Annotated in this window: 18 protein-coding genes; 11 read left to right on the forward strand and 7 right to left on the reverse strand. The window is 61.3% G+C overall.

Going from position 1 to position 18,345, the window contains the following annotated elements:
- Window positions 1-26 precede the first annotated feature (26 nt).
- Window positions 27-638 (forward strand): HNH endonuclease, encoded by a 612-nt coding sequence (locus HZ994_14270; protein ID QTN33432.1) that lies wholly within the window; start codon window positions 27-29, stop codon window positions 636-638.
- A gap of 13 nt (window positions 639-651) precedes the next feature.
- On the opposite strand, the gene HZ994_14275 is transcribed toward HZ994_14270, so the two are convergent.
- Entirely contained in the window at window positions 652-1,659 is a 1,008-nt protein-coding gene (locus HZ994_14275; GenBank protein QTN34406.1) for a polyprenyl synthetase family protein, read from the reverse strand.
- A 145-nt stretch (window positions 1,660-1,804) separates the two neighbouring features.
- Between HZ994_14275 and HZ994_14280 the strand changes: the two genes are divergently transcribed.
- The 4 genes from HZ994_14280 (at window position 1,805) to HZ994_14295 (ending at window position 6,451) form a co-directional block, all read left to right on the forward strand.
- Window positions 1,805-2,620: a glycoside hydrolase family protein gene (locus HZ994_14280; protein QTN33433.1), complete on the forward strand. Its 816-nt coding sequence runs from the start codon at window positions 1,805-1,807 to the stop codon at window positions 2,618-2,620.
- A 78-nt stretch (window positions 2,621-2,698) separates the two neighbouring features.
- A complete protein-coding gene (locus HZ994_14285) occupies window positions 2,699-3,487 on the forward strand; it encodes a DUF1080 domain-containing protein (protein QTN33434.1) in 789 nt (262 codons plus the stop codon).
- A 93-nt stretch (window positions 3,488-3,580) separates the two neighbouring features.
- Window positions 3,581-5,638, forward strand: a complete 2,058-nt coding sequence (locus HZ994_14290) for an alpha-galactosidase (GenBank protein ID QTN33435.1) — start codon at window positions 3,581-3,583, stop codon at window positions 5,636-5,638.
- A gap of 48 nt (window positions 5,639-5,686) precedes the next feature.
- Window positions 5,687-6,451: a hypothetical protein gene (locus HZ994_14295; GenBank protein ID QTN33436.1), complete on the forward strand. Its 765-nt coding sequence runs from the start codon at window positions 5,687-5,689 to the stop codon at window positions 6,449-6,451.
- Window positions 6,452-6,531: 80 nt separating this feature from the next.
- Here the strand turns inward: HZ994_14295 and HZ994_14300 are convergent, their stop codons facing one another.
- Window positions 6,532-6,816: a 4a-hydroxytetrahydrobiopterin dehydratase gene (locus HZ994_14300; GenBank protein ID QTN33437.1), complete on the reverse strand. Its 285-nt coding sequence runs from the start codon at window positions 6,814-6,816 to the stop codon at window positions 6,532-6,534.
- A 156-nt stretch (window positions 6,817-6,972) separates the two neighbouring features.
- On the opposite strand from HZ994_14300, the gene HZ994_14305 reads away from it, so the two are divergent.
- From HZ994_14305 to HZ994_14320, 4 genes are all read left to right on the forward strand, one after another.
- Window positions 6,973-7,413: a hypothetical protein gene (locus HZ994_14305; protein QTN33438.1), complete on the forward strand. Its 441-nt coding sequence runs from the start codon at window positions 6,973-6,975 to the stop codon at window positions 7,411-7,413.
- A gap of 64 nt (window positions 7,414-7,477) precedes the next feature.
- Window positions 7,478-8,089, forward strand: coding sequence for a L,D-transpeptidase (locus HZ994_14310; GenBank protein QTN33439.1), 612 nt, complete (start codon window positions 7,478-7,480; stop codon window positions 8,087-8,089).
- Between the two features lie 64 nt (window positions 8,090-8,153).
- On the forward strand, window positions 8,154-9,032 hold the full coding sequence (locus tag HZ994_14315) for an MYG1 family protein (protein QTN33440.1): 879 nt from the start codon (window positions 8,154-8,156) through the stop codon (window positions 9,030-9,032).
- Between the two features lie 31 nt (window positions 9,033-9,063).
- A complete protein-coding gene (locus HZ994_14320) occupies window positions 9,064-10,131 on the forward strand; it encodes an HD domain-containing protein (GenBank protein ID QTN33441.1) in 1,068 nt (355 codons plus the stop codon).
- Window positions 10,132-10,160: 29 nt separating this feature from the next.
- Here HZ994_14320 and HZ994_14325 read toward each other — a convergent pair whose 3' ends face one another.
- From HZ994_14325 to HZ994_14340, 4 genes are read right to left on the reverse strand one after another with little or no spacing between them, the layout of a single operon-like run.
- Window positions 10,161-10,799 carry a YdeI/OmpD-associated family protein gene (locus HZ994_14325; GenBank protein QTN33442.1) on the reverse strand — a complete coding sequence of 213 codons (639 nt, stop codon included), beginning with the start codon at window positions 10,797-10,799 and terminating at the stop codon, window positions 10,161-10,163.
- A complete protein-coding gene (locus tag HZ994_14330; protein ID QTN33443.1) occupies window positions 10,796-12,394 on the reverse strand; it encodes a WG repeat-containing protein in 1,599 nt (532 codons plus the stop codon). The genes HZ994_14325 and HZ994_14330 overlap by 4 nt, the downstream gene beginning before the upstream one ends.
- Window positions 12,395-12,405: 11 nt before the next feature.
- A complete protein-coding gene (locus HZ994_14335) occupies window positions 12,406-13,758 on the reverse strand; it encodes a DASS family sodium-coupled anion symporter (GenBank protein ID QTN33444.1) in 1,353 nt (450 codons plus the stop codon).
- A gap of 9 nt (window positions 13,759-13,767) precedes the next feature.
- Window positions 13,768-15,522 carry an ABC transporter ATP-binding protein gene (locus HZ994_14340; protein ID QTN33445.1) on the reverse strand — a complete coding sequence of 585 codons (1,755 nt, stop codon included), beginning with the start codon at window positions 15,520-15,522 and terminating at the stop codon, window positions 13,768-13,770.
- Between the two features lie 95 nt (window positions 15,523-15,617).
- On the opposite strand from HZ994_14340, the gene HZ994_14345 reads away from it, so the two are divergent.
- Complete coding sequence (locus HZ994_14345; protein QTN33446.1) at window positions 15,618-16,256, forward strand: hypothetical protein; 639 nt, start codon at window positions 15,618-15,620, stop codon at window positions 16,254-16,256.
- Window positions 16,257-17,429, forward strand: a complete 1,173-nt coding sequence (locus HZ994_14350; GenBank protein QTN33447.1) for a hypothetical protein — start codon at window positions 16,257-16,259, stop codon at window positions 17,427-17,429.
- On the opposite strand, the gene HZ994_14355 is transcribed toward HZ994_14350, so the two are convergent.
- Window positions 17,421-18,338 carry a ribonuclease HIII gene (locus HZ994_14355; GenBank protein ID QTN33448.1) on the reverse strand — a complete coding sequence of 306 codons (918 nt, stop codon included), beginning with the start codon at window positions 18,336-18,338 and terminating at the stop codon, window positions 17,421-17,423. The two genes, HZ994_14350 and HZ994_14355, sit on opposite strands and share 9 nt — an antisense overlap.
- Between the last annotated feature and the right edge of the window lie 7 nt (window positions 18,339-18,345).

Here is an 18,345-nt window from a genome sequence, read left to right on the forward strand (position 1 = left end):
CGGATGTTTGCTGGGAAAGTAAGGATATGAGTGCAGCCCTTGAAATGCCCGTGCTTGTTCTCAACCGCTATTGGCAGCCGGTGCACACCTGCTCCGCCAGGAGGGCGGTTCACCTGCTCTGCCTGGGGCATGCCCAGGTTGTGCAGGTGGAGGGCGAGGAAAAGTTCAGCACCCACGATCTCTGCTCCTGGGCGGGCTATTCAAAGGATATGCCGGGCGGGGAGATGATACACAGCGTGCGCCTCGCGCTCGGGGTGCCGAAGATCATCGTGCTGGCGATCTACGACCGCCTGCCCCGCCTCGAGGTGAAGTTCACCCGCCGCAACGTTTTCCTGCGCGATGGTTTCACCTGCCAGTATTGCACCAACGTGCTCCCGGAGACGAAGCTCAACCTCGACCACGTGATCCCGCGGGACAAGGGCGGGAAAACGACATGGGAGAACATCGTGACCTCCTGCGTGAAGTGCAACACGCGCAAGTCCAACAAGCTACCGCACGAGGCGAACATGCACCCGGCGGGCAAGCCGTATGCACCGCGCTGGAGGCCGCTCTACGGCTTGCGGGAAAACGGCCTCGGGGATGAGAGCTGGGAGCATTTCCTGCATCACGAGAAAAAGGCCGCCCTGAAATCCGCGTGACCCTTGCCGGGGTTCAGTTCCGGCACATAGCGAGCAGGCTTTCGAGGAAGCGGGTGATCTGGATGAGCGCATCCTTGTATTCCGAGGCAGCCAGGACATCGAGATCCGAGCGGCAACCATCAAGGAGCCCAAGGGCGGTGCCAACGGCTTTTCCCAGTGCGGAATCGTAGGCTTCCGCACTGGTGATCGCGGCGAGATTCACTTCCTCATGCGAGAGGATGCGGCGGCTGATTTCCTCGCGCTGCGATTTGGGCGCGGCTTCCAGGAGGTTCAGGATGGGCAGGGTGAGCTTGCCCTTTTCAAGGTCGGTGCCGAGGGTTTTCCCGACCTCCTCCTCGGAGCCGACGAGATCCAGGCAGTCGTCGTAGATCTGGTAGGCGGTGCCGAGCTTCATCCCATATGCGGCCAAGGATTCCTCATCCCTTGCCGATAGGCCTGAGACTGCTGCGGAAAGCCCGGTGGCTGCGGCGAAGAGCGCCCCGGTTTTCATCTCGATCACGCGGAAATAATCCTCCTTGGAAAGCGTCAGGTCAAAGCGCCGCTGCGTTTGGAGGATTTCCCCCTGGCAGACTTCCTTGGCCGCGTTGCCGACCTTGCGGCAGATCTCGATGGAATTGAAATCGGTGGCCAGGGTGAGTGCATGGGAGAAGAGCGCATCGCCCAGCAGGACGGCCAGGGAGTTCCCCCATTTCGCATTCGTCGTCGGCATGGAGCGGCGGGCGGTGGCACCGTCGATGATGTCGTCATGCACGAGGGTGGCCATGTGGATGAGCTCCAGGATCACGCCGATCTTGCGGTGCTCCGCGGCGACGCCGCCCGTCGCCCCGCCTACCAGGATGGCGAGCGCGGGCCGTATCCTTTTTCCGGAGGTATTGCAGATGTAGGCGATGTATGGCTCCACCGCGGAATCGAAATCCCGCACCTGCTCGCGGATCGCGATCTCGACTTTCTCCAGATCCGGGCGGACTAGCTCGAAGGGGAATTGGCTGTTGCTCGGCGATGTGGCGGTGAAGGTGGCCATGGTTCGGCCAGACATTCCCACGGATCTGGCGGCGCGGCAACCTGCTTTCGCAGTGGATCGGATTTCCCCCCCTTCGGCCTCCTTTCCCTGCCCGGTTTTCATCGACAGCCACAGTGCATCCGTCTATGGGAGGGATCACATTCTCATGATGAAAAGAAGATTGCTCGCCATCGCCCTCCTTGTCACCGCCCCCGTTGCGCTCGCCGACGAGGATCCCGGCTCGAAAAAAGGGATCTGCCTCTCAAAGAACTGGGGCGACACGCGCAAGGTCGAGGCGATGATCGGATCCCTCGATGTCGGCTGGCATTACAACTGGACAGGGAAATGGCAGGGAAAGGACATCAAGGGCGTTCCTTTCGTCCCGATGATCTGGGGCAAGACCCCTTGGGCGCTCGCGGCGATCAAGGAGGTGAGGGTTGCGAAATCGCGCGGGGACTCCAGCCCGCTGCTCGGCTTCAACGAACCCGACGGGAAATCGCAGGCGAACATGAGCGTGGAAGAATCGCTCGATCTCTGGCCGCAGTTGGAAAAGACCAACCGCCGCCTTGGCAGCCCGGTGACCGTACATGCGGACAACGAGTGGATGCAGGCCTTCATGAAAGGTGCCGACGAGCGCGGCTACCGGGTGGACTTCGTTTGCGTGCATTGGTATGGCGGCACCGATGCCGACAAGCTTGTGAACTTGCTGGAGCGCATCCACAAGCTCTATGGAAAGCCGATCTGGCTCACCGAATTCGCCCCTGCCGATTGGAAGGCCAAGACGCGGAAAGACAATGAGATCAAGCCCGCCGAAGTCCTCGATTTCATGGAGGAAGCGCTGCCGAAGCTCGACAAGCTCGAATTCCTGGAGCGATACGCATGGTTCAGCAGCTTGCCCGATCATCCGAAACTCGGGCCTTCCGCGCTTTTCAATGCGGATGGATCGCTGACACCGCTGGGAGAGGCGTACGCGGCGCACTGAGCCGGCGCAAGCAACCCCAGGCCAGGGGGGCGATTTCCCTTGAAAGGTGGCGGTGGCGGTGACGGTTATTATCCCGACATGAAAAAACAGACATTGGCCGTTTTGGGCGGCGCATTCATCACCGCAGGCGGGCTCCACGCACAGGGTCTCGGATACCAGGATACCCCGATCATCCCAGGGACGAAATATCATGTGCACGACGGCGAGAGGCCGCAGCCAAGGATCATCGACACGGCTGGTGCGGTGGTGGTCAAGCCGCCTTCCGATGCGAAGGTGCTCTTCGATGGCAGCAACCTGGACGCCTGGGCGTCCCGCAAGGGCGAGCCCACCTGGGAGATCAGGGACGGCGCCATGGTGGCCAAAGGCTCCGACATTTTCACCAAGGAGGAGTTCGGAGCGGTGCAGCTCCACTTCGAGTGGAAAATCCCTGCCGGGCGCAAGGTGAGCGGCCAGGGCGGCGGCAACAGCGGTTGTTTCCTGATGGGCAAATACGAAGTCCAGATCCTCCAGAGCCATGGCAACAAGACCTACCCGGACGGCCAGGCCGCAGCGCTCTACGGAATCCAGCCGCCCATCGTCAACGCCACCTCGCCTCAGGGTGAGTGGAACAGCTATGACATCACCTTCGAGCCGCCCGTGTATGAGGACGGCAAGCTCAAGACACCCGCCATGGTGACGGTCATTCATAACGGCATCATGGTGCAGCATCGCGAGGCATACAGCGGCCCATCGGGCCACAAGACGCTTGCCAGCTACCCTGCGGAGCATCCCGCCACCGGGCCGATCCGGCTCCAGTTCCACGGCGATCCGGTGGAATTCCGGAATTTCTGGGTGCGCCCGCTCGGCGTGCGCGACCAGGAAGAATAAGGCCCGCGCCGGGTGTTTGCATCAGGTGTGCCTTTTCCGCATGCATGGCGTGAGGGAATCGTGCAGCCTTGCGGCACCTTGATCCAGTTTCCCATGAAATCATTCTCGACGTTTCTTCTCGCCGCTCTCCTCCTGCCGGTCCAGTCCTTCGCGGAGCGAGTGGAACACGCGGGCTGCTATGCGGAGTGGGGCGATGCGGAACTGACGGTTGGGAACGCGCTGGTTGAGCGGAAATGGACCATCAAGGACGGCCTGCTGACCGCTGTGTCGTTCAAGGACAAGGCCAGCGATACGGAATGGCTGCGTGCGCCGGGGCGGCAGGCGGCACCCCATCCGGGCGGCAATCCCCCTGCGGAAACCCGCGCGCTCACCTTCGCTTCCCGGACTGGGAAGCTCCTTGCCGTGGAGGAGGAATCGCTGGTGGTGGATCTTACGGCGAGGGGAGGGCAGGCCTCGTTCATCTATCAGTTCCGGATTTTTCCCAGCTCGGCGGGAGTGACCGTGAGGTTCACCGACACCGTCCCGGCTGTCCCGGGCGCCGGGGATTTGGAAGAGGGCGAAAAACCCGGCCCGGACGGGCTGGAGGTGGCGGCTCCGTCCGCAAGGCCGGAGCGCGGGCAGGCGATGGCCGCACTGGAGGATTTCATGCTCTCGCCGCTGCATCTCCGCTACACCCAGGTGGAGCTGATGGATCAGACGGATCACCATGATGAACTGGTCTTCGAGCGCGAGTGGCTGCCGCTCCAGGACAATTTCGAGGTCTCTTGCAACGTCTTTCACCTTGAGGATGCCCTGACCGGAAATGGGCTGGCCTTCCTCAAGCTCGCCCCGCTGCCCCACGCCCGTCCCGTGAAATCGCCGTGGGATGCGAAAGTGGCCGGCGCGGCGCGGCGGGTCACCTTCGGCGGCCATGGTTATGCTTGGACGGTGCTGGCCTATTCCGGCGGAAAGGCGGGTCGCATCGCCGCGATGCAGGACTACCAGCGTTGCCTGCGGAAATACGTCCCGACCCGCGACGGGATGTTCCTGAGCAACACCTGGGGCGACCGCTCGCGCGACTCGCGGGTGAATGTGGATTTCCTGCTCAAGGAGGTGGAGGCGGGCGCGCGGCTCGGTGTGGACGTGGTGCAGGTGGATGACGGCTGGCAGGCGGGTAAGACCGGCAATTCCGCCTTCGGCAAGGGCGCGTGGGGTAATTTCCGATCGGCGAACCCGGATTTCTGGAAACCGCATCCCGAGCGTTTCCCCAATGGCCTCAAGCCGCTCGTGGAGGCAGCCCGGGACAAGGGCATGAAGTTCGGGCTGTGGTTCGGCCCCGATGCGGAGAACGACATGGAGAACTGGGAGAAGGACGCAGAGGTGCTGCTGGGCGCCTTCGAGAAGGAGGGCGTCGACTACGTCAAGATCGATGCGGTGGAGATGAAAAGCTCTGCGGCGGAGGCGAACCTCCACAGGTTTTACGAAAAGGTGCTCAAGGAATCGGATGGCCGCGTGGTCTTCGATGCGGATGCCACGGCGGGCCTGCGGCCGGGCTACTACGGCACGAACAATGTCGGGACGATTTTCCTGGAGAACCGCTACACGGATTGGAAGAACTACTATCCTCACCATACGTTGAGGAATCTCTGGACGCTTGCGCCGCACGTCGATCCGGTGCGGCTGCGGCTGGAATTCCTGAACAACAGCCGCAACGCGGACAAGTATGCGGGCGATCCGCTGGCCCCTTCCGCGTATCCGCCGGACACGCTGTTCGCGACCGTGATGTTCGCCAGCCCGCTGGGATGGTTCGAGACATCCAACCTGCCGGAGTCTTACCATGAAAAGCTTCCGCCGCTGGTGGAGGCATGGAAAAAGGAGCGGGAGGCGATTTTCTCCGGCCACATCATCCCGATCGGCGAGGCGCCGGACGGCAATGCCTGGACCGGCTTCTGCTCCACGGCAAAAGACCGCAAGAGCGCGCGGATGGTTGTTTTCCGCGAACTGAATGCGGAAAAAACCTGGTCTTCCGCGATTCCGCTCCTCCCTGCGCGGAATGCCAAGGTCACGGTGCTCGGCGGCAAGGGTTCGGCTACCTTTGAAAATGGCATCCTTGGCACCATGATCCCCGATACCCTGCAATACCTCTTTCTGCGGATTGACGCAGACCAATAGGTTTGGGCTTTCATCCCTTAGCCGTTAGGTGTTTCCTAGCCAAGTGACATGACCACCGAGAAAAAGCCCGACCAAGAGCATCCGCTTGCGAACATCCTCATCAACGTCCTCATTCCCGTTCTTGCGCTCAGCTACCTGAGCAAGGATCCGGGCTTGGCCGACGCGAAGCTCTGGCACATTGGGCCCCTCAAGGCACTGATCGTGGCACTGGCCTTCCCGATCTGTTACGGGATCTGGTTTTTCGCGAAGACCCGCAAAATGAATTTCTTCTCCGGGCTCGGGCTCTTCTCCGTGCTGCTCACCGGCGGGCTGACGCTTTTCCTATGGAACAAGGACGGCACGGTGAAGGAGCACGCCGCCGTGCTCTTCGGGCTCAAGGAGGCGTCCATCCCCTTCGTGCTCGGGATCGTCATTGTCGTCTCGCACTGGTCAAAAACCCCGCTGCTGCGGACTTTCCTTTACAGCGATTCGATCTTCGATGTGAAACGGATCGAGGGCAAGGTCGCGGAGCTGGGCAAGGAAGCGGAGTATGGGAAGGTGCTCTTCAGCGCGACCCTGCTGTTCTCGCTGTCGTTTTTCATCAGCACTCTGATGAACTTCGGGCTGGCGATGTATTTCCTCGGCGACCTGGATCATGCCGCGCAAGACGCGATGACGGTTTACAACGAGAGGGTGGCGAAGATCACCGGCTGGGGCTTCGCGGTGATCGGCGTGCCAATCATGGCCTTCCTCTTCTTCACCCTAAAGAAACTCCTTGGCGGGCTGCGCGGGATCACCGGGCTGAGCGATGAGGAGCTGATGATGCCGCGATAGGAGCCTCCGACATCCAATCCCAAAGCAAAAGGAAGCCCCGGCTCATGGCAGCCGCATGGAAGGGCGGCTCACCGCAGGCCTCAATCGACGAGGTTGTCGATGCGCTGTGCCAGCTGGATGTCGAGGTCGGTGACGCCGCCGACATCGTGGGTGGTCAGCTTGAGCGTCACCTTGGTGTGCTTGATGGTGATGTCCGGGTGGTGTTGCGCCTCCTCGGCGATCTCGCCGACATCGTTGACGAAATCGATCCCTTCCATGAATTCCTCGAACTCGATGGTGCGGGTGATGTACTTCTTCTCCGGCTCCCACTCGGGGCATTTCTTGAGGGCGGCGGCGAGTTCTTCTTCTTCTAACAGATCGGACATGAATGGGATGGTTCGGTGATTGGGGTCGGGAAAGATTTGGGGATAGTTCTCCGGGTTGGCAAGCCCGTGTTTGAAGTTTCTTGGCGGGTGTGGGCGATACCCTCCGCGGCCATCTTGGAGTTTGCAAAAGCCCGGCCCGCGTGCCAACCTGGAAATATGAAAAAAACCTCACAACTGCTCGCGGCCGCTTTCGTCACCCTGCTTGCGGTATCCTGTGCGCCGCAGACACCCGATTACCGGATCTCGATGCGCCCCGCCGCCTTCGAGCGGTTGAGTGAGAAAAACAGGGAACTCGTCAGAAAAGGCGAGATCGCCAAGGGCATGGACAGGGAGGCGGTGGAACTTGCATGGGGCAGCCCGTCGGGCAGGGTGGAAGGCCTGCGCGACGGCAAGCCGATGGAGCGCTGGGACTACCAGGGCACCAAGCCGGTGGTGACCAACAATTTCTTCGGCGGCTACGGCTACGGGGCATACGGGCCATACCGTTATTCCGGGCTGGGCGGAGGCTTTGGGCCGCAGGTTTCCTACCTGCCCTACCGCAAGTCCTCCGTGTGGTTCATCGGCGGGCGCGTCGATGCTTGGGAGCGCACACGCTGAGGGTGACGCAAGTGTGGCCTGGCTTTTCCGGGCTTCCAGCGGGCATCCGCGCCACGGACAGATCATGAACATGCACAAAACCCTCATTTTTGCCGCCGTCGTGCTGGGTACTTCGGGATTTTCCTCCTGCTCGATGAACAAGCCTGGCGGCGGGATCCTCTCCTACCATGCCTACGACAGGCCGGCCAAGCTTCCGCAAGACCCCGCTGCCGTGACCGTGAAGGTATCCCTCAGCAAGCAGCGCGCCTACCTGATGGAGGGCCGGGAAATGCTGATGGTCATGCCGGTTTCCATAGGGGCTCCCGAAACGCCGACCCCGGTGGGGGATTTCCGGATCACCGACAAGGAGCGGAAGCGCCGGGAGGGTGGTTCGGCCAACGGATCGCCACTGCCGTACTGGTGCGGATTCAAGCCCGGCCTGGGCTTCCACACAGGCTGGCTGAAGCACCATCCCTGTACGAACGGCTGCATCCGCATGCACGAGAATCTCGCCCCAAAATTCTACCGCCTGGTATCCATCGGCACGCCGGTGAACATTTCTTACGCCCAGCCGCAGGATGCGCAGTGGGCGCACATGAAACTCCCTCCGGACGCCGGCCCCTTGCCGGACTACGATAGCGCCATGTATCTTGGCGACGGATATTTCCACCGGCACAAGGAACCGGAGTTCGAGTGAGGTCACGGCCCGGTTTTTTGCGGAATCCCCTTGCATCTTTCCGGGATCGCCCGCTCGTTAGCGCATGAGAAAATTTACTGGGATACTGACCCATCCGGGCAGTGCGCATAAGGACGAGTTCCTTGCGTGCTCCCTCCTTGTCGCCGCCTGCGAGGCTCCCGTCTCGCGGCGGGAGCCTTCGCAGCGGGATCTGGACGATGCGGACATGGCCGTGGTCGATGTCGGCGGCGAGCACGATCCTGAACGCGGGAATTTCGATCACCACCAGTTCCCCAAAGAGCATCCGCCCACCTGCTCGCTCAGCCTCGTGCTCATGGACATGGGGCTCTACGAGGATGCCCGGCAATACTGCGATTGGCTGGAGGTGGCCGAGTGGTTCGACACCCGCGGGCCGGTGGAGACGGCGGCGTGGCTCGGCGTGGAGCGCGAGCTGCTGGCCAAGCTGAACTCGACCTGCGACCTCACCCTGTTGCGCCGCTTCGCCGGCATGTCCCAGATCCGCCCCGGCGAGCCGATGTGGGAGGTGATGAAGTGGATAGGCGGAGACCTGATCGGCTACCTGCGGTCTTTGCGCGAAAAGCTCAACGAGATCTCCCGCAGCTGCGAGATCTGGGAGTTCGACCATCCCGGGGAAAGCTTCCGGGTGCTGTTCCTGCCGCGGAGCGAGAACATTTCCGAGGATGCCTCGGCGGGGCTCGCCAGATACGCGGCGGGTCTGCCGGAGCATCAGCGCGTGACCGGCTTGGTCTATCCGGATAGGCGCGGGGCGGGCTTCGCGCTCTCGCGTTTCAACGACCATCTCGGCTTCGATTTCACCCGCGTGGAGGGCGAGCCGGATGTGCATTTCGCCCATGCGCGGGGCTTTGTGGCGAAGTCCTCTGCAACCGATCCGGCGAGGATCAGGGAGTTGCTGGAAAAAAGTTGGAAGCCAATCGGTTCGTGACAGGGCGGGGCGATCCGCGCAGCTTTTGGAAATGAGCGTGATCTCGATTTCTAGCCTGAAGGAGCAAGCGGGGGAGGTGCCCCTGATCGCATCCGTGAACGCGCAGCTGCAATCGCGCACGGTGAAATCCACCAAGGGCGGCAAGCCTTATTTCGACCTGGTTTTCGCGGACGCGACCGGCTCGCTGGGCCTGAAGGTCTGGTCCGATACGCCGCTGCATTCGGAGGCGGGCGAGTTGCCGCTCAACGCCATCGTGCGGCTGGAGGGCGAGTGGACTCAGAACCAGTACGGGGTCAACGGCAGCGGCGTGAGCTGGGCGCGGCTCGATGATGCGGCCATCGCGGATTTCCTCGCAGGCGATCCCATGGTGAGGAGCAAGCAGGAAAAGGATTTCGCGGACATCATGACCTTCTGTGAAGACATGGCCGATCCGCGCCTGAAAAAACTCAGCGCGCATTTTTTCGGGACGATGGGAGACAGATTCCGCCGCACGGCCGCCGCGCGGAAAAACCATCACGCACGCCGAGGCGGTTTGGTGGAGCACGTCGCGCAGATGATGCGCTCTGCCGTGGCGATCTCCGGGCTTTATCCGGAGCTGAACCGCGATTTGATGATCGCCGGGGTGCTTTTCCATGATTGCGGGAAGCTCTGGGAAAACAGCTATCCGGAGGACGGCTTCGGCCAGATCCACTCGCGATACGGCGAAATGCTCGGCCACATCCCGCTAGGCATCGAGCTGGTGAACAAGCTTTGGCACGATCTGATGGGTGCCTCGGAATTCGATGCGTTTTCCGCCTGCAAGCCTTCCACCGAGGATGTGCGCCTGCACCTGCTCCACCTGATCGCCAGCCACCACGGCCAGCTTGAGTTCGGCTCCCCAGTCTTGCCGAAAACCCCCGAGGCTTACGCCCTGCATTACATCGACAATCTCGATGCGAAGATGGAGATGCTGCGCGATGCCTATCCGCAGGCGAACGAGGTCGCGCCGGGGATCTACGACAGGGTTTTTCCGCTCGCGGCGAATCTCATCAGGCCGCTGGGGGAGTTTGAGATGGTGGAGAAAGTGGAGGAAGAAATGGAACGTGCGACTCCAGAGTAACGAGACAAGCTACTGGAGCGGCGCTTTCCTCACTTCAGGAATTTATGCGAGCCATCGCACTGCGGCATCCGCTTTGAGAGGCCGCAGGTGCAGTCGTTCAAGCCCTTGCCACATAGGATGAGCGGAGTGCATTTCTCGATCCGGGCTGTGCGTGTGGCGGATTGCTTTGCGGCGCTAAAATGGACAACATAGGCGCGCTGGCGGCCGGGGGTGAGTGCGTGGAATGCGGATTTGAGGGCGGGGTTGGCATCAAGTTTTTCCTTCAGCTCATCGGGGAAAACGAGATCCGGTTTTTCATCGGGTATTGCTTTCAATCCAGCTTCCTCAGCCGCAATCGCCTCTTCGATGAAGGCTTCCAGGGCGGGCTTCATTTTCGCGATTTCCGCAACACTGGTGAAACGGATCACCCGCGCCGCCTGGGTGTTCTCGCCGGGTTTTGAGAGGATTCCGTTAGGATCGGTGAGGAGCGCACCCTTGAAAAATGAGAGGACGCAGCAATCCTTCAAAATCCCGATGATGGCGATGTTCTTGGCGCGCGAGGTGTAGCAGGGGGAACCCCACTTGAGTTCTTCCTTCAGTCCGCAATCGAGGGCGATCTCGCGCAGAGCGTTCAATTCGTCGCTCCAGTTCTTGGCTTGATCGAAATATGAATCGGCCGGGGTGATCATTTTTTCTCAACGGGGTTCGCTGGTTGTTCGTTTTCAATCAGTTCGATGGGCAGATCGATGGACTCCGAGAAGTGCTTCCCCGAATTTCTATAGTAGCCCTCAAGCCGTAATGTCACAGACCCTCGTGCTCTTCCGGCATCCAGCGCGTCGTCATCAAGCTTTCCATTGATTCGTGTGATGCAGCAGCCGCATGTGAATTTCTTCCCTTTGCCGTAGCTCGTAGCGTGCATCCTTTTGTAGAGGTTTGCGTTATCCGGGAAAATGATGCGGCTGCCGCCTCCGCCGGAGAAACCTCCGCTCCAATGCTTCAGCGAATAGCTGAGCGACTGGACTTCCGGCACTTCGAGGAAAATCTCCTCTTCTAGCAGATTGACCACCGAGATCGGGATCTCTCCAGCGCCTTTGCCTTGGAAGGGTATTTTCGGAGGGCAGGTCACGAGCAGGCCTTTTTCGTCGCCACTGATTTTTGTGAGGATGCGGATCGTGGGGATGCGGCTTTTTTCCTCCTGCAGTGCCGCCAGATTCGCTTTGTCCTTCTCCCTGAAGTCCTTGGGACGCCAGACGAACTCTCCTTGCTTGTCAATGTAGCCGCTCCAGCTGGTCTTCTCGTCATATCCGCCGACCCTCACATAGGCGAGGCCATTGTGGAACGGATCAACGGTGGTGAATTTGCAGGTAACTGCAAGCTTGCCAGCCCTATCCACAAACCCGTTGCCATCCTCGTTCACCACCTTGGCCATGCCTTCCTCAAACGACCACACGGTCTCATATTCGGCGGGCACGATAAGCTTCCCGTTGCGGTCGATTGCTCCCCATCTGCGCAGCGGCCAGCCGGACGCGTCCTCTTCTATCAAACATACGGCCGCCCGGCCCTCGGTAAAGCCCCTGACTTCGCAGAAGCGGGGAGGGATCACGAAATTGCCGGTCTTGTCGATGTAGCCATATGCGCCCTGCTTCTCGTCGAACACCGCAGCCAGCCCTTCTGAAAACCCCATGTGGTGGGGATGGGCATTTTCCAACCGAATCACCCATTCGCCCTTCGTGTTGATGAATCCCGCCGTGCCGTCTTCTGCGATGACACCGGCCAAGCCGTCGGAAAAGTTGTTGGTATCATCGAATTTTGGCGGGATCGCCCATGCGCCCTTGGTATCGAGGTATCCCCATTTCTCGCCTTTTTTCTCATACATCAAACCGTCGTCAAAACCAGAGTAAGACAGCTCTTCCTCCGATTCGAAAACATACTTACCCGTCTTGTCGATGTAGACCCACCGGCCTTTGCCCACCTCGCTGCTGCCCTCACGCACGGCGGCGATTCCGTTCTCGAAATTCTGTGCACCCGTAAATTTGGCGGGGATCACCATGCGGTTGGATGGGTCGATGTAACCCCATTTCGCCCCGATCCGTACAGCGGCCAATCCCTCGCTAAACGGGTAATAGCTATCATCGTACTGGGGCTTGATGACGAATTTCCCATGCTGGTCGATGAAGCCCCACTTGCCACCTTCTTCTGCGCGAAAAAGAGGGCTATCCTCTGGAGGTGCTGCGAAAGCTAGGGAGACGCTTAGCAGGAGGGAAATAATGGTTCTGAGCTTCATGGCTTAAGGGATTAGAATAGCAGCAGCGACATCGCCGTGATTAGGATGATGAAAAGTAAGTTCAGCACGAAGCCCGTCCGGAGCATGACGGGTTGTGGGATTTTTCCGGTGGCGTAGGCGATCGCGTTGGGCGGGGTGCCGACGGGGAGCATGAAGGCGCAGGAGGCGGCGAGGGCTAGGGGCAGGATGAGCTGGGCGGTGGGGAGGTCAAATTCCTTTGCCAGGGTGTAGAAGATGGGGACGAGGAGGGCTGCGCTGGCGGTGTTGCTGGAGAGTTCTGTTAGGAAAATCACGAAGGTGACGACGGCAGCGATGATAGCCCAGAGCGGCCAGGTTTCTATTGCGATGCCTAGCAGGCGAGCCATGAAGAGGCTGGTGCCGGAGCTGCCGAGTATGCCGCTGAGGGCAAGACCGCCGCCGAAGAGGAGCAGCACACCCCAATCGGTGCCACGGCTGATTTCCTCCCAGGATACCACGCGACTGGCGGCAAGGAGGGCTACGGCTGTGAGGGCGATCCACGTGTCCGTATCTGTGATACCTGTTAGGGCGGCGACGCGGGAGCTGAAAATCCATGACAGGGCGGTGAGGGCGAAGATGGCGAGGGTGATTTTCCGTGGGCGAGTGAATGCGAAATTCTCCTCATCCTGGGTGATGGCATTCGCATCCGATGGTTTCAGGAGAATGTAGAGAATGAAAATCATGGCCGGTAGCAGGATGATGACGGCGGGTATGCCGAAGGACATCCACTCGGCGAAGGTGATACCGAGCTGCTTGGCGGCAATCCCGTTCGGCGGGCTGCCGACGATGGTGCCGAGGCCGCCTATGCTGGCCGAGTAGGCGAGGCCGAGGAGCAGGAAATGGATGTTGGCGGGCTTCTCGGCAGCGGTCTTGAAGCGGACGAGGATGCCGAGCGCAAGGGGGATCATCATCGCGGTGGTGGCGGTGTTGCTCATCCACATGGAGAGCAGGGCGGTGGCGATGAAAAGCGAGATGGAAACACGGACGAACCTGCCTTTCCCGAGGCGGGCCAGTTTTTCCGCAAGCCACCTGTCCAGCCCCTGGGCGGAGAGCGCGGAGGCGAGCGCGAAGCCGCCGAAGAAAAGAAAGATGGGCGGGGCTGCGAAGGAGGCGAGCGATTCCTTGACTCCGCCAAGCCCCAACGCGGCAGCGAGCACGGGGACGAGCAGGGCGGTGATGGGGAGCGGCAGGGCTTCCGTCATCCAGAGGAATGCGATGCATACGAAAAACGCGAGACCTAGGCGGACTTTCCCCGGATCAAGTCCTGCAAGTGCGTCGGAATCCGGCGACATGGGAAGCAGGAACGCGATGGCGAGTAGCAGCACGGCAGCGGCGGCGATCTTCATTTGAATGATTCAAGCTTGGATCCGGGGTGCAGGGGAAGGGTGGTTTTCGCTAGCCCATCCCTTGCCGCTGTGGAGGGTGGCGTAGCGCCCGCCATTTTCCAGAAGCTCCTCATGAGTCCCGCGCTCGACGATCTCGCCATCATGGAGGACGCAGATGAGATCCGCGTTGCGGATGGTGGAGAGGCGGTGGGCGATGACGAAGGAGGTGCGCTCGGCACGGAGGTTTTCCAAGGCTTGCTGGACGAGCTGCTCGGTGCGGTTGTCCAGCGCGGAGGTGGCCTCATCAAGCAAAAGCAGGGGTGGGTTTTTCAGAAGGGCGCGGGCGATGGAGAGGCGTTGTTTTTCGCCGCCGGAGAAACGGACGCCGCGCTCGCCGGCGAGGGTCTCCAGCCCCTCGGGAAGCTCGCGGACGAAGTCGGCGGCATTGGCTGCCTCCAGGACTTCCCACAGCTCCGCATCGTCCGCGCCGTGCTTGGCCAGGGTGAGGTTTTCCCGGAGGGTGGTATTGAAAAGGAAGGCTTCCTGAGTGACGAAACCGGTGTTATCCCGCAGCCATTCCTTGGAGATTTCCGAGATGGGTTTTCCGTCCAAAAGGATTTCCCCGGAGCGCGGCTCGTAGAAGCGGGCGAGAAGATTGAGCAATGTGGATTTCCCGGAGCCAGTCGCGCCGACGAGGGCGATGGTCTGGCCGGGCAGGGCGGTGAGGCTGATATTGCGCAGGGAGGTGCTTTCCGCATCGTAGGAAAAGCAAAGATCGCGGATCTCGATTTTCCCGGAGAAGGAAGCTGGCCTGTCGCCTGCGGTGAGGTTTGGCTCGTCCGGGGTGTCGATGATTGCGAAGACGCGCTGGGCAGATACCAGACCTTTCGTAAATGTCTGGGAGAGGGGATTGATCTTGGAAATCGGCTCGAAGAGGAAGCCCCAAGCCACGAGGAAGGCGATGACCGTGCCGCCGCTGGCCGGAAGCGTGCCGCCCAGCGTCCACCACGCACCGAAGGCGACCATGAGGATGATGCCGCTTTCCGCGATGAAGGATACGGCGGGCCAGACGATGGACTGGCCTTTCATGACGGCCATGTGCTTGTCCCCGACTTTTTGCGAAGCCTCATCGAAATCGGAGAGCGCCTGCGGCTCCACGGTGTATGCCTTGATCTGGCGGATGCCGGCGAGGTTGTCGTGGAGGATGGCGTTGAGCGCGGAGGAGGCCTCCGAGGATTCGCGCCATTTCGGCTCCGCCTTGCGCGACCACCAGACAGTGAGCATACCGATGAAGGGCAGCGGGGCGAGGACGATCAGGGTCAGCTGCCAGGAGTGGTAGAGCATGTAGCTAAGGACGATGAGGAACTGGAGGATGGCGGCGATGGCCTGGTCCAGCCCCTCGATGATGACGCGGTTTGTCGCCGGGACATCGCTGGAGACGCGGGACATGATTTCCCCGGAGGATGTCTTGTCGAACCATGGGATGGGCAGGCGCTGGAGCTTGTCGTAAAGCTCCACGCGGATGACGTGGGTGAGCTTGAGTTCCAGGTGGTTGTTCAGGTAGGATCGGGCGGTGAAAAGGATCTGCCGCAGCAGGATGACGCCCATGCCGGTGAGGGCGGTGGAAACGATGAGATCCGGGCGGTTTTGGCCGATGATGACATCGATGAAACGCATGGTGATGGCCGGTAGCACGAGGACGAGGGCGGCGCACAGCACCGCCATGAGCAGGGAGACGGCGCTAAGGAAGGGGAAGCGCAGGGTGTGGCGGATGATGCGGAGCATTGGCGTGCCAGTATTGGCAAGTGCGTGCGAATGACAAACCACTTGTGCGGCGCATCCGCCTTGCATTGGGGCGGGGAACCGATTTAGGGAACGGGGTGCCGAATGCCTCCAGCCCAAGCCGCCGGGAGTCCTCCTGGAAGAAAACCCTGCTCCGGGGACTGCTGGTCTGCGCCGGATCGGTGACGATCCTGCTGCCCGCGTGGCTGCCGAACAGGCCGGGCGCGCCCTTGGAGCGCGGGACGGTGGAGCTTCTGCAGGCGGCGTTGCTGGCGGCATCGGCGGCGGTGATGATCGGGGCCTTGGCCCATGCGGGGCGGAGGCGTCCGGTGTGCCGGGTGCTGGCCTTCGGACTGGCGGCGGCGTTGGTGGGGGAGCTGGAGGATTTCATCTCCGGCATCATGAAATGGCGTTTTCCCGATGCGTGGGTGATCGGCCTGCTGCTGGCCGCAGCCCTCATCACGGCGCTCCGGCACCGGCGGGTGATGCTGCGGTTTTTCGAGACCATGGGGCACCATGCCGGGGCAGGCTTCATCGCCGCGGCGCTGCTCATCATCTACGTGTTCAACCGGGTGATCGGAGCCCCGCAGTTCTGGCAGGTCTCGCTGGGGGATGCGTTTTCCCCGGAAATCCCAAGGATCTGCAAGAGCTACCTGGAGCTGCTTGCGTGCTACCTGATTTTCGTGGGATCCCTGGGTCTTGCAATCACCCTCGGCAGGCGGGAGGAACCCACCTAGATGGCCGCCGGGTTTTCCAAACGCCTGAAATGGCGGGCTGAGGCGGCGCTGCATTCCGGGCTGGCGGCAGTCCTGCGGCAGCTCCCGGTGGAGAGCGTTTTCACCTTCGGCGAGTTTCTCGGGAAAATGATCTGGCCGCTGATGAAGGGGCGCCAGAAAACCATAGGCAGGAATCTCAGGATCGCCCTGGATGGAGTGCATGCGGAAGATGAGATCGGGGAGATGGCAAGGGCATCCTTCATCCGCACGGTCGCGAACCTGCTCTGCTCCTCGGTATCCGCAAAGGCCGAGGGCGAGGATCTCGGCGATCTGATGGAGGTGGAGAATCCGGAGGTGCTCGACGAGGCGCTGGCGAAAGGAAAGGGAGTGGTGCTGCTGCTCAGCCACATGGGGAACTGGGAGCTGCTCACGCGCCTGAAAAGTTTCCTACCGCAGATCGAGCATCTGGGCGGCTTCTACCGCCCGCTGAACAATCCCATCCTCAACGAGCGGGTGCTTCGCGAAAGGCAGGCGGACGGCTCGCGGCTGTTCTCCAAAAGGGACAGCCTGCACCATGTCAGCGGGTTCCTGAAGGGGAACGGGGTGGTGGGCATCCTCGCGGACCAGCGCGTCGGCAGGCAGGGCGAGCTGGTGGAGTTTTTCGGGAGGCTCACCCGCGCCAGCCCGCTGCCAAGCCTGCTGGCAAGGCGCTGCAAGAGCGAGGTGGTGGCGCTTTCGCTGCGGACGGTGGCTCCCGGGAAATGGAGTGCGCGCTGCCATCGCGTCGGGCAACCCTACAGCTCGCGCAACTGCATGGCCGCCCTGGAGGAGGCGATGAAAGTCGCGGTGGAAGATGTGTTCTGGCTCCAGGAACGGTGGAAGGTTTACATCAACAAGAGCATGACGCCACAGCAGTGGCTCGGCGATTCGGATGCTCGCGGCAGCAAGCCCCACCGCGCCTTGGTCTGGGCCAAGGATTCCGAAAAGGACAAGCCGCTCCCCGCATCCTGCCTGCACGGCGACATCCGCTACGAATGGGCTCTCGGCAAGGAACCCTGCGATCTGGATGCCATCGATGCCGCGGCGGACTTGCCCATCGACTTCATCCTGGTGCTCTCGAAAAGCCCCGGCTTGCGCGAGCGGGCCAAGGCGCTGGGCATCCCGGTTTTCCCGGTTTCCTATTTCTCAGAATAGCTCACCGCAGACCTGCTGGGTGGTCTTGAAATGGAGCTTGGCGAATTTCCCGAGGATCTCCGGCCCGTGGGCTTTCACGAGAGCTTTTCCGGCATCCACCACCTGTGCGGATGCGCCGAGCGGGATCTTCATCCCGGCCTTTGCCGCGGCAGCGTCCATCCAGTCGATGAAGCGCTCGCGGGCGAGGATGGATGCGGCGGCAACGGCGGTGTCCGATTCGCCCTTGGTGCGCTGGTCGAGCTTGAGGGTGATGCCTTTCTTCTTCAGCGCGGACTGAAGGACATCCGCGCGGGCGAACTGGTCGGAAAGCGCGCGGGGGCAGCCTGGCACCTTTTTCGCCATCTCCTCGATGACGGTGGCATGACCCCAGGCGAGCATGCGGTTGAGGTTTTTGAACGAGGCGTAGAGTTCGTTGTATTTCTCGGGGCGCAGGGCGATGACATCGAAGGCGATCCCGGGCGTGGCCTTGATGATGGCGGCGAGCTTGCGGATCGCGGCGGGGCTTGTGATTTTCTTGGAGTCCATGATCCCAGCCTTTATCAGGTGGCGGGTGATTGCCGCATCCGTGTAAACCCCTGCAATGACCAGCGGCCCGAAGAAATCGCCCTTGCCGCTCTCGTCGATGCCGAAGTGCGGGAGGTACTGGCCGGTGTCATCCGTCTCCTCCTCGTAGCCGAGCTTCGCCACGCCCGTGACCAGCGGCTCCAGCGTGAAGCGGATGAAGTCCTCCGTATCCTTCCCCTGGATCAGCGCCTTGGGCCCCTTTTCATAGACGCTGACGTTCAGGTTGCCCTTTTTCGCGGCGAAGACCGTGTATTCCTTTGCGACGAACTCGAAGCCCCGCTCTAGCAGAACTGATTTCAGCGTCGCCACCTGGGCGGCGGTGAGCGGTGCGGTGTGGGATGTCATTGCGGGA

It is taken from the genome of Akkermansiaceae bacterium (assembly GCA_017798145.1).
Classification (GTDB): Bacteria; Verrucomicrobiota; Verrucomicrobiia; order Verrucomicrobiales; family Akkermansiaceae; genus Luteolibacter.